Raw genomic sequence first — 13,052 nt, forward strand, 5'->3', positions numbered from 1 at the left:
AACCGCACTGAATGAAATCGATATCGATTCTTACCGTTTGAAGGGGATGCGTTCACTCGTTTATCAAACTCGGACGGGTGCAAGTGAGAGTGGGACGTCTTGAAAAAGAAGCCAATCCTTTAATTTTTCCAGACGACTGTACTCGACCTGCATCCCCGTGCTCGTCTGAGGAGACGAATGAACGATGTCCGACTTCTCCCACAATCGTGACGACGCTTCCGAGTATTACCAAGAGCAAATTCGGATGCAGTTCTCCGCGTTGAAATCATTGACCCGTTACGACGAACTCATCGCCCAGAGTCTTCGGTTGCCCAATGGCCGTGGCTATTTGGCCACTGTCAGTCAACTGCACGCCGACGATCGATCGACGATTGAATTACTCACCGCCATCCGTTCGCGAGTGACAACCTTTCCCAGCCAATTCGTGGTCACGTCTGCTCGGACACGAAAGTGGCTGCGGACACTGTTGCTCGATGTCCCCGATCGAATTTTGTTTTTCGTGCTCAGCCGGTCCGGGGCCATTGTGGGCCACATGGGATTTGCTCATTGCGACAACGACGAGCGGCGGATGGAAGTGGACAATGTCGTGCGGGCGAATGGCACTGAAGCGCCAGGACTGATGTCCGTCGCCTTGGATCGGCTTTGCATGTGGGCGGAGGAATGCTTCACACCTCGTGAGATTTATCTCCGAGTGCTCGAAGACAACCAGCACGCGGTGCGGTTCTACGAACGGCGGGGGTTTCGAGCATTTCAGCGGCAACCCCTCCGACGGGTGGAATCGATCGACGAAGTGAACTTTGTTCCCCGCGCTCCCGATGACACCGATCCGCCCGACCGCATCTACCTATTTATGCGGCGAAAATAAGAACCATCAATCCTCAGCGAAAATCCGATCTGAGACGTCATTCAACGTCAAAGCTGAGGTCAATCGCTATTCCCCTGAAGCATTGAGGCCGACGAGATGATGACGTGGCAACAACAGCAGGCAATCAAGCGATGGTTCTGGAAACGCCGAACTCTATCCGATCGGCTTCGCATCGTACTCTGGCGAGTTCGACAGGATGGCCCGAAGGCGTTCCGATCGGGATTGCTCGGCCCACCATTCGGTCGCCAAGATCAACCCGCACCTCGCCTTCTTGAGGATCCGCAATTTGCATTTCTCAAGACCTTGCATACGTCTTTGGAAACGCCACGGTTGCAGCTCACACCTATGGAGACTTCGGACCTCGACGATCTCATCAATTTGTTTCCTACAAATCCAGGCGAGAACCCCACAAAACCTCGCTACTGGACAACGGAGTCTATTCTGACGCGGGAATTATTGAACGCCTTTCAAACTTGGGTCGTTCGTCTCCAAACAAACGGTGAATGCATCGGCCATTGTGGTTTGACGGAATTCACGATCGAGGGCGTAATCGAGCCAGAAATTGGCTATCGCATCGGTGAACTGTATCAGGGACAAGGTTTTGCCACCGAAGCGGCTGCCGCAGTGCGTGATCTTTTGTTTGCTCATGGCGTGGATCACGCGATTTCGGCCATCGCTGCTGATAACACCGCCTCGCAACGCGTTGCACAGAAAAATGGGATGCGTTGGGAGAAGCGGGCACAATGGCAAGGGCGTCCTGTCGAGATTTATGGAATCTCACGCGAGAGTTCGAGAGCAACGGAACCGAAGGCACTTGGTGACGCGTCTCCTGATCGGTCCACCGAAAACGACTGAAGATTGTTGGTAATTGGCTCAGTAGAATTGTGGGCCACATTGAGCCGAGAACGTTTCCCCTGAACGAGCAGAACCGCCCCTCCGTGTGCGATTCCGTCAATCTCTCGATTTGCCTTGGTGAGCCTGTCGGAGAACGCAGGAGGTTGTGCATGTTCGTGGTGGCGGCTCTCACAAGGGGCCGCGATCGGAGCCGAGGAGTCGTCTCGTCTGGCACTGGGTTTGCGATCCTTCGCGAATTCATCTCCTCAATATCGTGTAGCCTGGAAAACACGGCTCACGGCAATTCGAACATGTCAAAGCGAAAGGATTTTCATGAAGACCTTACAATCGATGACGCTTGCTGCCACCACCATCGGTTTGACTTCGCTCTCTTGGGCCCATGACGGGCATGACCACGGCCCCCGTCGAACGCCGGCTAGACAATCGGCTTCCGGTTTCTATGATGATCACGAGAACCGTGTGGCGTACCCCAATGAGCCGTATCGCATGGAGAGTTTCGCTCCCTCGTCGCGGACGTGTCCCCAAGGAGGAAGCTGCTGCGGGGCCGGTCATGAAGAGACCCCGGAACGCATCATACCGTCCACCGCTGCCGGATATACATCTGGGGTATCCCTGTCTAGGACGGATTCCCCGACTGTCGCTCAACTCGAACGGCTGCTCAATCGATTGCAAAACGATCTCCGTGATGAAAGCCGGGATCTGCGAGGCCAAAGCATCCTGTTGGATGACAATGCCAACTTGACTCGAGAAACGCGGCATTTCAGTCAATCGGTGGATAACGGTGCCGAGGTTGGTCATCTGCGTGCCGATGCTGCGAACGTCAAGAAAGCATTGATTCAGCTCGACGTCGACATGGAACGACAAGGCCGCTTCCCCCAATCAGAGAACACACTACGCAACTTTGCGAAACTGTTTGTGACGTTAGAAAGTGAGCTGGGATTACGGGGACGAACGCCTGCTCGGAATTCCGCGTCGCCTTTGCCACCAACCGATGCTCCTTTTAACCCCAGCCAGACACGTTCCTACAATTCGCAAGGACCATCGGAACCACGTTGGAACGCTTCGCCTCGTCTTTCGAAATCAACCATCCCGGAAGACATGAAAGGCATCGCGTTGCTTTCCCCTTCGGATCAAGCGACGGCCTTGGCTCAAGACACCTGCCCGGTGACCAAGCAGAAGCTCGGTTCAATGGGCAAGCCGATTCGCGTGAGTGTTGCTGGCCGAAGCCTCTGGGTTTGCTGTGCAGGCTGTATCAATGCAGTTCAATCGAACCCGGAGAAGTATCTTCGCAATTGATGATCGTCGTTCTTCCAATCCATGACTTGAGGATCCACGGGAAAGATTTTCAGGTGGATCCTTAAGCTTGTTGGAGGGCGGTTATGATGGGAATGCGGGCAGCTTGCCAGGCCGGGATGCAACCGGCGAGCAATCCAACGAGCAGCGAAACGGCCACGCCAGTCAGGCCCAATTGCCACGAAGGCCGGAAGGCAATCGTCACCCCTTCGGCTCCCACCGCCAGACCACTCCCCGATAATAGACTCAATGCGATTCCGGTCCCAAGCAGCCCACCCAGAAAGCACATGACCATACTCTCTGCGATCACCAGCCGAAACACCCGGGCCGGTCGTACTCCCAGCGTCTGGAGCACGGCGTGTTCTTTGATGCGGTCCTGCACCGACATCACCGTCGTCGTCGCTACCAGAGACAGAACGAGGCCCACACAGGCATAGCCTAACCAATGGGCGAAGCCGATCAGATCGACTAAATCCGACAAGGTACTGGCTTGGAACGCGCCTTTGCGGCGGGTTGTGGTCGCCACGGGACCGGCCCTGAGGGCTTCATCGATGGAGCGGGCCACTGCATCCGGGTCGGCGTCATCGGTCAAATGGACTTCATGCTGAGTGACTAGGCCCGCCGAATCGAGTCCCCGCGTATATTGCAGAAACTCCAAGTTCGTGTAAATCAAATTCTCTTCCGCTGGCACAGGGGACGCGAAGACTCCCGCCACCTTGACCGAGACCTCGCCGATCGAAAACTGCGAGCCGACCGCCAGATTCCGCCGCTTCGCCACATTGCGACCAATCAGTGCCGCATCGCGGCGGGACTCGAATTCGCTCCAACCGCCGGCCACGAGCTTCAAATCCCGAGCGGATTGGAGTTGCTGGGCGGGAGCGCCGTTGAACACCACCACGTCCAAACTGGCGCGGCAGTTGTTGGTCCAAACCTGCACCGGCATCACATCTTTCACACCGGGCAACTTGCGGATGCGGCGGGCATAATCTTCCGGGAGCCGGCTGCTGGTTGGGCAGAAGCGGTTCTCTTGAAAGACGATTAACGTCCGCTGCGCGTCGTCGTTTTCCGTCAGTCGCTCCAGCCCTTCCTGAACCGAACCCACAAAACAGAACACGAGCAACGCGACGGCCGCCCCGCTCACCGTCAGCAGGGTTCGCGCCCGGTGTCGCCATAGACTTTTGAAAACATAAGGTGCAAATCGAAACATCGTCGGACCAGACATCAAGGGGCAAACGGCCAGGACACCATCCACAAGACAAGCATGTAATCACCAACCAAAGATGCCGCATGGAAAATCTTTGGTTTCCTCGGTACCGATTTATTGAGTGGCGGCGTAACGGGATGTTTCGCCATTGGTTCGCAGTGACTCGTCGCGTACATCCAGAATTCGCCCGCGGTCGAGTCGCAACTGACGCGAGGCGATCCCCGCGGCATCTTCATCGTGCGTCACCATCAACAAGGTGATGTTCAACTCGCGATTGAGCCGCTTGAGGAGAATTTGGATCTGCTCGCTCGTTTCCACATCGAGGCTTCCGGTCGGTTCGTCACCGACGACCACAGACGGTCCCGCCACTATGGCCCGAGCAATGCCGACCCGCTGTTCCTGGCCCCCGGACAGTTGCCGTGGGTAGTGGTCGGCTCGGTCACTGAGGCCGACCGCCTCCAAGGCCAACTCCACCCGCTGTTGTCGTTCCCGACTCGAAAGCGGCAACAAAAGCACCGGCAATTCCACGTTTTCATACGCCGTCAGCACCGGAATCAAATTGTGAGTCTGAAAGATGTACCCCAGATGAGCCGCCCGCCAATCGGCGAGTTGGCTGCGGGACATCGCCGTGACTTCCGTGCCGCCCACCGTTACCGTGCCTGAATTGGGACGATCGATGCCCGCGATCAGATTGAGCAATGTACTTTTGCCAGTACCGCTCGGCCCCATTAGCGAAACCAACTCGCCTTCCTCGATATCGAGAGACACGTCATCCAAAGGTGTGATGACCTCGTCCCCTTTCTGGAAAGATTTGGTCAAATTCCGAATTTCCACAAGTGCCATGGTCGCGTTTCCTTTTGATAATCGTTGTGGGTCGGCAGAATTCCCTGAGCAAACGGCATGGAGCCGGAAAACAAATTCTCCCGCCCACTGGTCTTTCGGCGTTCAGTTTTGCCCGGTGCGGATACTGATGCGATCGCCGTCTTCCAGGCCGTCTCGACCGCTGGAAATCAGTTTGTCGGTGGGCGTCACGCCGTCAATCACTTCGACCAGTTCTTCCGAACCGGCCTTGCCGAGCCGAACGGACTTCCGTCGAGCGAGACCTTCCGCTCCAGCGATCCATACGAGGGATACTTCGCCTTCAGACTGCACCAATTGCCGCGGAATGAGCAATCGTTGCTGACTGTCGGACTCCTCACTGTCGGACTCGGGACGCTGTGGAGCAAGGAAGGTCGCCGTCACCAGCATCTCTGGCCGAATACCCAGTGGTGGGGATTCAATAGCGACTTTCACTTCGAGCGTGTTTTTTTGGATGTTGGCCCGTGAGGTCGGGTAGAGCACGGTACCGCGAATCGGTTCCGTGACTGAGGCGGTCTCGATTTCGACAGGTTGGCCGGGTTGGACATGGGATACATCTTCCAACCGGACATCGGCTCGCACTTGGAGCATGCCGGGGTCGTATAATGTGACGACGGTGCTCGCATCCTGATTGGATTGGGGAGACTGTCCCATGACCAAGGCTCCCGGCCCGGAGATTAGTTCGAGTACCCGCCCGGCCACGGGCGCCCGAACAACCATGCGGTCCAATTGTATTTCCGCCGCTTGAACGGCAAGTTCGGCTTGGCGAATCTGAACTTTTGCAGCTTGCACCTTGGCTTGGGCATCGGCCAACTCGCGTGTCTCATCCACAAGCAATTCGAGTTGTTTCGCTAAAGCCACCTTGCGGCGACGGAGCGTTTCTACCTGGCGTTTGAGTCGTGGCTGACGGTTCTTCAATTCCAAGTGATCCGCGTGGGCGGCGTGATAGGCGCTATCGGCCTGCTGAACAAGTCGATTGGCGACGGCGGCGCCAGCCGATTGTTTGCCCTCCATATCCTGCTGGGCGTATTCTTCGCGTGCCTGGGCGGCACGAATCAAGTAAGGGAGTTTCGCCAACTCCGTTTCCACTTGCGCCAGTTCTGATTCTGCTGCCGCCAACGCCGCTTCCAAATGCACCGGCATTTCCAGGCGGGAGCGGGCAGACATCAATTCCGCCTCGGCACTGGCTAAGGTTGTTTGACGCAATGCTAGTTCCGCTTGAGCCTGTTCCAATTCCAAACGAGCATCGAGATCCACCAGCCGGGCAATTGTTTCACCGGCCTCGACTGATTGCCCTTCCACTACCGACAGTTCCGTCACAGTTCCTGCCGCCAATGCTGGCACGCGAACCGTCGTGGGCCGAGGTTCGATCCAACCTGCCGCTTGAAACAAGGGAGTGCCCGATTGCTGGACTTCCGCCCGACTGACCACCACCGGCACGACCGTCACGGTCCGAGAAGGCAGGAATTGATCGCGGGCCGCCCAAGCAATCAACGCGACAAAGCCAAACAAGACGCTTCCAGGTAAGACATACCGTGAAACGATCGGGGGGCGACGCCGACGTGTCGAGGTCTCTGGCGAGCTTCGGTCCACGGCTAACTGCCGTAAGTCAAGTTGTGTGGACATGGTGAATTCGTTTGAAAGTGGAATGATGGGAACCAAGCCGCTAGCCCGAAACGGCGGGTCCGCAGGACGGACCACCGATTCGGACTTTGGGGGCAGCATCTCACTCCACGTAAACCTTCCGAGCCAGGACGGTCAGATTGCCGTTATCATCTCGTTTGGCCTGCCCTTGCACGACGACGGTATCTAATTCCTTGACCCCCAAAAGTTGCTTGGCGCTTTGGCCCACTGGTTGTCCGTCCTCTCCGACAAACTTGATGGTAGCGATATTGTCTTTGACTTGGTCTTGCGTGCAGCAGTAATCCCACGGCGTGGGGCAGCCCTCGTCGGCAGAACAATGCTCGACCTTCGGATCGACAATTGTGAACGCAGCCAAACTGCCCACGAATGGATCCGCCGAGCCCCCGATGCGCCCAATCAGCGTGACCTCGCCTTGATCTTTGACCTTCTCTCGAGCGGCACCGACGCCCCAAGCATCGGCGGGTTTTTCCGTCAGCAGATAAGTCGCATTGGGAGAGCTGTTCGCAGAGTCATCTTTCGCGTCGGCGTTCGATTCCGTGGAGTCGCTACACCCCATGAAAAGACATCCGCCAAGCAACAATGCTGAGAATGTATGTGCGATTTGTGTCATCTTTGATCTGTCCTGTTCTCGATAAAAAATGAATCAGTGAATTCTGGCGATATGAGACACTCATGCCGCCTTTAAACTTTCTGCCACCGGCGCTCGAAGCGCCTTGAGAGCCGGAGGAATCGCCCCGACAATGCCGAGCACGAGTCCCGTTCCACAACCGATCAGCAATGCGACACTGTCGACCCGCAACGCGAAGGCTCCCATCGTGAAGCGGACGGCCAACCCATTGAGCCAACCGACTGCAATCAATCCGGCCAGGAGCGACGCAGCGGCCGAGAGTAGCGCACCTTCCTGGACGAGACTCAGCAACACCGCCCATCGGCGGTAGCCGATCGCTTGCAGTGTGGCGAGTTCACGAATCCGCCCGGCGACAGCTCCATACATCATGTTCAGACCCGCAAAGATGCCCGCTCCCGCCACCAAACCTACAACCAGCCAAGCTAGCATTCGCACCGGCTGATAGTGTTTCTGCAACGAGGCGTAGTAATCGGTTTCGCCGATGCCTTGGAGTTCCAAGTCGGTCCGTTCCTTACAAAACAACTCAACTTCCGCGGGATTCGCTGTGGGCTGCAATAGCATTGCCGCCAAGCTGATATCCTGTCGTTTGAGAGCTTGCTGGAAGTCTGGCAAGCGGCACCACACTTCCGACTCCAATGCGGAACCGCCCGCGACAAACTGCCCGCTGACGGTCCAGGAACGTTTTTCGAATTCAATTTGCTGCCCGATGGCCAATTCTTCGACTGCGCATCCAAGTTTGGCCGGAGCCAACCGACCGACGATGATCTCTCCAGGACCGGGCCAATGTCCTTCCACAAGACGTACATTCCGGCGGACCAGCGGTGCCGTCGTTGTCACTCCACGAATGAGTCCCAGCCGCGTTTGATCCTCATCTCCAATCGTGACCCGGGTGCCCAGGTACAATTCCGGTGAGACAGTCGTAACGCCGGATTGCCGCTGCACGCCTTGCAGGCTGGCGGTTAGCAGTGCCGGTGTGCGGGCGGGTATCGACGAATTCTCGATGTTCTCCTCAGCATTCATCGAGTACACCAAGACGACATCCGGGTCACCGCTGGTAGCCAAGGATTTCTCCAACCCACGAATGAAACCGACCACCACAAACACCAGCAAAATCACAGTGGCGAGCGCTCCTAATGTCAACAGGGTTCGCGTCGGTCGCCGCAACAAATTGCGGACCCCGTACTCCCAGGGCAGTCGTCGTCTTTGAAACATGGAAGCGCTCCAGACTCGATGAAAATCCGGTGGCGGAAACCCTCAAGTGATTCCCGCCACCTTTCAAAACGTGTTTAATTCTTCGGCTTTGACGTAAAGGTTCCGCTTGGTCCAGACAGTTTCTTTGGCGTCTTTCCGATTTCGTCCAAGGCTTCCCAAAGGGCTCGCGGTGAAAGCACGCGACCCTGCTTGGGCAGCACGGCGACGCGATTCGTTTTTACGTCACAACGAATCTTCGCCACGTCCTCCATTGGCTCCAGTTTGGCAGTGATGCGTTTGACACATCCACCGCACATCTCGCCGACCGTGATCGTCGTCACAGCGGAATCGGCCGCTTGCGCGGTCGTCGTTTTCGTCATGCCTGGCAGAGAGGCCAAGCCCAACACCAAAGCCACGGTGGACACAACAGTCATTCGACGCAACATCATCGGACTCCTTTCGAAAGGGAGTGAAGCAGAGGGCAACACGCATCCATCACGCATTGCCGGAAACATGCACGGAGCGTGAGCGCAGCCAGGCCAACTTAAGGAACACAGTTTCCCACCCGAGGGGGCTATGATCTTAAGCACAAACTTCAGGCACCAAGGCTCCCGAGCGCGGCATTTTTTGCCGGAGCCGCGTTCTTGAACGCGACTTCACGAGCGCAAACGGGAACACGAAGCGACGCCAGTTAGCCGAATACCACGCAGCCGACGATTCATCGGCCGGTTCGGCTTAGAGCAGCAGCGACTGGACGGCGAAGCAGATCAGTCGTCCAGAAAGAGGGGGCATCGAGCGGAACCCATACCGCGTCGATGCCATGCTCGCAGTGCGGCGGAGAGCGGGAACCGTCTCATCGCCGATTACAAATATCCAACCAATTGACCCAACGCCGATCTTCAGAGCGTCATCGTTTGAAGCGACAACCGCCCCTTGGCAAAGGCATTGGCAACTACAATTGGCAGGACAGGGACGCGGAGAGACGGGTTCAGCATCCGCACGGTTTGTCGAGTGACTCTCTCCATCACACGTCACAGGCTGAACGCGATGGGCGCAACACGGGCATCCCGCCGAGCGAATTTCTCCGACCGATCCTGAAGATTCCGCCACCGTCCCTGCGACTGATCCCCCCGCCATACAGCGAAACGGGCAACCCAAAAGGGCGACAATAGTGGCGTGGATGCACAATGCTCGAAACATAGAGCTAGACTACGTTAGTTTTCCAGATGCTGCAACAGCAATCTCAATTCAGTCTCGACACTCGACAACGTCGGATGGACTCGAATGTTTGGTTACATCGACTAACGTCTCAGCTGACTGCAGGAATTTGGAGCGAGATGTCACACGTCATCAGCGTTCGAAAAACCGGGATTGCTCCGACGATTGCGGTTGAAAGGTTGGCGGAGGCGAGCCACTCGGTTCGTTACCGAAGAAGGGTGCCGATGGGTCGCTCGGTACGTTCGGGCGACGGTCGAAGCGATTGTCAATCCAGTTCTCGGATTCATGGTGAGAATGGCCGCAGGCACCTGTTGGACAACCGACCGGATTGGCCTCGGGGAATGAGGCCAAGGGTGGTGGCGGGAACTCATCGAAGCTCAAGCCGAGGCGTCGATCGCGCTCCCAAGAACATTCATAATTCGAGTTGCGTTCGAGTGTGTATGGCTGAGAGGGAGAGAATACTTCCTGCCGTGGGCAAACCCAACCATCGCGGGCTGAAGGGCATCGCCCGTGGAAATCTTGTCCCAGCGGACAGGGAGATCTCCGTTCGAAATCGCGGGGCGCCGGTTCAAATCCCTGAAACTCATCAGCCGGAGCGCGGCGGGGAACCGGGGATTTGTACGGCGTACGATCCTCCGGTCGTAAGGGGCGACTCTCCGGGAAGTTGTCGGCGGGGACATCGTAGCTAGGTCTTGGCTCGAAGCCGGAGTCCCCCCGTGAAGGTCGTTGCTCAGCGGGCCATGAAAAGTTTGGCATCGGTTCACGGGAGGGCGGACCACTTTCTAATGAACGCGATTCCGGAACAAACGTATCGCTGGGCGGAGCGGGAGGTGAACCGGTATCCTGAGGCGCATGACTGCGCGGCTCGGAACCGTGGTCGTGTCCTGCATGATCGTGTCCCTCATGGGCTTGGCTGATCGCGCCGCTGCCGACCACGACCGTTGTCGCGAGTATTGCATATCGAAGGCGCTTCATTGGCTGCTCCTGATTCTGAAAAGACAAGACTGTGGTGAACTTGATTGTTGCGGCGAGTCTCTTGAAAGCAATGAATATTACATTACCGGAACGATTTCTGTGAAACCCGCATGCTTCTCTGCAACCCCCATGCCAACGACATGAGGTCCATTCGCTCAACCCTAGAATGGACAACCAATGGCCAAGCCCGACATCGGGTTCTATATTTTCCCTGGACCTGCCAACGGAAAAGCCGGCGGGGCTGATGATCCCCGTCGGTCGAGATGTTCAAAACCTGGGTCTGTTTCTGCAAATCTCATCCTTGGCTGCACATGGCCTAACGCCGATGGTAGTAGTCACGGTGATAATGGTCGTCGTGACGGTCGTCATAGCGGTCGTAGCCACGGCGGGGATAGCGGTGGTGGTAGTCCTCGGATGGGCGACGATGCAGCGGGGCGTGGTCGAGTCCTGGCCGCAGGGTCTCATGCCGATGGCCGCGGCGGTAGTCGGGATCGAGTTCCGCCAAGTCGTCTTCGAGGTGGTGTAGAATCCCGTTCATCGCTTTGACAATGCGGCGGGTCTGCCGAACGGCTCCGTCGAAATGCTCGGCCCGCACACCGCGACGGGCGATTTTGGTGATCACGCCGTCAGCGTGATGCACTTGCTCGTCGAGTTCGATGACGTCTTCACGCAGATGCTTGATGCTTTTGCCTTCGTGGGCCAGATCGTGAATGTGTTTGGCCAACTCTTCGATCTCCTCGGCATGCCCGTCCATGTGCCTGAAATATACATGCCCTTCCAAATGCAGATGAACCTCATCGTGCAGGTCTTTGGCGTACTTCTCCAGACCGTCTGCCAGTTCATCGACATGCTCCCAACTTCCAGGACGTGCATGATCCGCTTCCGCCAGATCGCCCTCCCGGATGATTTGGCCTTGTGCCCAAGCGGTATTGGTCGCGTCGCCGCCGAGCCACACACCGGTCCCTAAAACAGCCATGCCAAGCATTGTTCGAAAGTTTTGCATTCTCGTCCTTTCTGAAGTATGTGGGTCCGTCTTGTCCTCTACGTTGAGATTGCCATTCCCTCGAAGCAGCGGACAGCGACCATGCGAAATGTTGCAACATCTACAAGAACGGTGTCGGATGAGTTGGCGTTCTTGCCATTCTTAGGGTGCGAAGGATGAGGTTCGTGTGAGCCGCATCGAACGGAGCAAACGCTCTTTCAGAACGAAGATTCAACCAATCCAAGGAGAGACATGATGGCTCGCAAAAGTATGATGTGGCTCGGAGCGGCATTACTGGCGACCGGTTTCGGATTCTTCAGCGCCGTTACGGCCTCGGCGAACTGGGGCCGGGATGCTGGCTACCGGTCCAGCCGCTTCGGCAACTCGAACTATGGCTATCAGAACTACGGCAACCGTGGCTACGGGTCTCAAAACTATGGCAACCATTCCCGCCGGGGTTACGTCCAACCCGGGTTCTCGAACCGCGGCTACGGTGGCAGCCATTACGACTACCATGACACCACGCATCTTGACTACCAACGCCCCACAGTGACCCCGCATCGTGGCCATCTGGATTATACGCCAGGCCACTACGACGTGCATCGCAGCGGACATTACGACCGCCACTAGACTCAAGTAAGTGCGAAGTCATCAATTCTCGTGCAGCCGTCAGAATTTCTGGCAGCTTTATTCGTGCCTGCAAATGGGGGCGGCGGAATATTCACATCGCCATTGCAAGAAATACAAAAAAATGTCGGGGTGGGTTCAGAAATTCCCATTCACAGGGTGTGACGGGGCCGGTGGCTTGGAAAAGTCATGGCAAGCTCGACGGCTTGTGAGCCTCATACTCCAAGGATTTCAGGGAGAGACCAAAATGCGACGCAAAATTTTTATCATGGCCTGCGCAGCGTTGACGCTCGGCGGGCTGAGCTTCGCCGCTCTGCCCACCGCGTCCGCTAGTTGGGGATTCGGATTCCGGTCGAGCAACTACGGCCACCGGGGGCATGGGCATCAGAACTACGGCTACGGGAATTACTCGCGACGCGGCTACTATGGCGGCTCGCAATATCGCAGTGGTTACGGACATGGCTATTCCCGTCGCTCCCCGAACTATGGCCATGGTTACCGTAGCTACTCGCGGTACGGTGGTTACGGTCATTCCCAGCGGGGATATAACAGTGGCTATCGGAGTCACCACGGCCACCACTAAACTCGACTTCAACTCGCAAATCGCTTGCAGCCGTCAGATTATCTGGCGGCTTTTTCGTTGCGCAACCTCCAAAGGCGATAGAACCCACAGAATCCCGCGAATCGTGTCAAGACGAATTTATGAATTGAC

13 protein-coding genes are annotated in these 13,052 nt (G+C 56.7%); 5 read left to right on the top strand and 8 right to left on the bottom strand.

The window, feature by feature from the left end:
• The first annotated feature begins 184 nt into the window (after positions 1–184).
• The 3 genes from AC5DDB_RS20020 to AC5DDB_RS20030 all read left to right on the top strand — a co-directional run bounded on the left by AC5DDB_RS20020 (position 185) and on the right by AC5DDB_RS20030 (position 3,016).
• Entirely contained in the window at positions 185–865 is a 681-nt protein-coding gene (locus AC5DDB_RS20020; protein ID WP_491741535.1) for a GNAT family N-acetyltransferase, read from the top strand.
• A gap of 96 nt (positions 866–961) precedes the next feature.
• Positions 962–1,720 carry a GNAT family N-acetyltransferase gene (locus tag AC5DDB_RS20025; RefSeq protein ID WP_491741536.1) on the top strand — a complete coding sequence of 253 codons (759 nt, stop codon included), beginning with the start codon at positions 962–964 and terminating at the stop codon, positions 1,718–1,720.
• A 312-nt stretch (positions 1,721–2,032) separates the two neighbouring features.
• Positions 2,033–3,016, top strand: a complete 984-nt coding sequence (locus AC5DDB_RS20030) for a hypothetical protein (RefSeq protein WP_491741537.1) — start codon at positions 2,033–2,035, stop codon at positions 3,014–3,016.
• 61 nt (positions 3,017–3,077) lie between these two features.
• Here AC5DDB_RS20030 and AC5DDB_RS20035 read toward each other — a convergent pair whose 3' ends face one another.
• The 8 genes from AC5DDB_RS20035 to AC5DDB_RS20070 all read right to left on the bottom strand — a co-directional run bounded on the left by AC5DDB_RS20035 (position 3,078) and on the right by AC5DDB_RS20070 (position 11,734).
• The gene (locus AC5DDB_RS20035; protein WP_491741538.1) at positions 3,078–4,220 is read right to left on the bottom strand and encodes an ABC transporter permease; all 1,143 of its coding nucleotides are present in this window, start codon (positions 4,218–4,220) and stop codon (positions 3,078–3,080) included.
• 111 nt (positions 4,221–4,331) lie between these two features.
• Positions 4,332–5,060 carry an ABC transporter ATP-binding protein gene (locus AC5DDB_RS20040; protein WP_491741539.1) on the bottom strand — a complete coding sequence of 243 codons (729 nt, stop codon included), beginning with the start codon at positions 5,058–5,060 and terminating at the stop codon, positions 4,332–4,334.
• 102 nt (positions 5,061–5,162) lie between these two features.
• Positions 5,163–6,701: an efflux RND transporter periplasmic adaptor subunit gene (locus tag AC5DDB_RS20045; RefSeq protein WP_491741540.1), complete on the bottom strand. Its 1,539-nt coding sequence runs from the start codon at positions 6,699–6,701 to the stop codon at positions 5,163–5,165.
• A 100-nt stretch (positions 6,702–6,801) separates the two neighbouring features.
• Positions 6,802–7,329 carry a hypothetical protein gene (locus AC5DDB_RS20050; RefSeq protein WP_491741541.1) on the bottom strand — a complete coding sequence of 176 codons (528 nt, stop codon included), beginning with the start codon at positions 7,327–7,329 and terminating at the stop codon, positions 6,802–6,804.
• Between the two features lie 60 nt (positions 7,330–7,389).
• Positions 7,390–8,559, bottom strand: coding sequence for an ABC transporter permease (locus AC5DDB_RS20055; protein ID WP_491741542.1), 1,170 nt, complete (start codon positions 8,557–8,559; stop codon positions 7,390–7,392).
• A 74-nt stretch (positions 8,560–8,633) separates the two neighbouring features.
• The gene (locus AC5DDB_RS20060) at positions 8,634–8,987 is read right to left on the bottom strand and encodes a heavy-metal-associated domain-containing protein (protein WP_491741543.1); all 354 of its coding nucleotides are present in this window, start codon (positions 8,985–8,987) and stop codon (positions 8,634–8,636) included.
• 901 nt (positions 8,988–9,888) lie between these two features.
• A complete protein-coding gene (locus AC5DDB_RS20065) occupies positions 9,889–10,731 on the bottom strand; it encodes a hypothetical protein (RefSeq protein WP_491741544.1) in 843 nt (280 codons plus the stop codon).
• A gap of 316 nt (positions 10,732–11,047) precedes the next feature.
• Positions 11,048–11,734: a hypothetical protein gene (locus tag AC5DDB_RS20070; protein ID WP_491741545.1), complete on the bottom strand. Its 687-nt coding sequence runs from the start codon at positions 11,732–11,734 to the stop codon at positions 11,048–11,050.
• Positions 11,735–11,965: 231 nt separating this feature from the next.
• On the opposite strand from AC5DDB_RS20070, the gene AC5DDB_RS20075 reads away from it, so the two are divergent.
• Both AC5DDB_RS20075 and AC5DDB_RS20080 read left to right on the top strand, forming a co-directional pair.
• Positions 11,966–12,343 (top strand): hypothetical protein, encoded by a 378-nt coding sequence (locus AC5DDB_RS20075; protein WP_491741546.1) that lies wholly within the window; start codon positions 11,966–11,968, stop codon positions 12,341–12,343.
• A gap of 244 nt (positions 12,344–12,587) precedes the next feature.
• Positions 12,588–12,923, top strand: a complete 336-nt coding sequence (locus AC5DDB_RS20080) for a hypothetical protein (RefSeq protein WP_491741547.1) — start codon at positions 12,588–12,590, stop codon at positions 12,921–12,923.
• The last annotated feature ends 129 nt before the right edge of the window (positions 12,924–13,052 follow it).

The sequence above is a fragment of the Thalassoroseus sp. genome, from assembly GCF_984380535.1.

Excerpts from the sequence above, each read along its gene's own strand:
- AC5DDB_RS20045 (WP_491741540.1), bottom strand. The coding sequence starts at position 6,701 with ATGTCCACACAACTTGACTTACGGCAGTTAGCCGTGGACCGAAGCTCG.
- AC5DDB_RS20025 (WP_491741536.1), top strand. The coding sequence starts at position 962 with ATGATGACGTGGCAACAACAGCAGGCAATCAAGCGATGGTTCTGGAAA.
- AC5DDB_RS20035 (WP_491741538.1), bottom strand. The coding sequence starts at position 4,220 with ATGTTTCGATTTGCACCTTATGTTTTCAAAAGTCTATGGCGACACCGG.
- AC5DDB_RS20080 (WP_491741547.1), top strand. The coding sequence starts at position 12,588 with ATGCGACGCAAAATTTTTATCATGGCCTGCGCAGCGTTGACGCTCGGC.
- AC5DDB_RS20060 (WP_491741543.1), bottom strand. The coding sequence starts at position 8,987 with ATGATGTTGCGTCGAATGACTGTTGTGTCCACCGTGGCTTTGGTGTTG.
- AC5DDB_RS20055 (WP_491741542.1), bottom strand. The coding sequence starts at position 8,559 with ATGTTTCAAAGACGACGACTGCCCTGGGAGTACGGGGTCCGCAATTTG.
- AC5DDB_RS20075 (WP_491741546.1), top strand. The coding sequence starts at position 11,966 with ATGATGGCTCGCAAAAGTATGATGTGGCTCGGAGCGGCATTACTGGCG.
- AC5DDB_RS20050 (WP_491741541.1), bottom strand. The coding sequence starts at position 7,329 with ATGACACAAATCGCACATACATTCTCAGCATTGTTGCTTGGCGGATGT.
- AC5DDB_RS20030 (WP_491741537.1), top strand. The coding sequence starts at position 2,033 with ATGAAGACCTTACAATCGATGACGCTTGCTGCCACCACCATCGGTTTG.
- AC5DDB_RS20070 (WP_491741545.1), bottom strand. The coding sequence starts at position 11,734 with ATGCAAAACTTTCGAACAATGCTTGGCATGGCTGTTTTAGGGACCGGT.
- AC5DDB_RS20040 (WP_491741539.1), bottom strand. The coding sequence starts at position 5,060 with ATGGCACTTGTGGAAATTCGGAATTTGACCAAATCTTTCCAGAAAGGG.
- AC5DDB_RS20020 (WP_491741535.1), top strand. The coding sequence starts at position 185 with ATGTCCGACTTCTCCCACAATCGTGACGACGCTTCCGAGTATTACCAA.
- AC5DDB_RS20065 (WP_491741544.1), bottom strand. The coding sequence starts at position 10,731 with ATGAAGCGCCTTCGATATGCAATACTCGCGACAACGGTCGTGGTCGGC.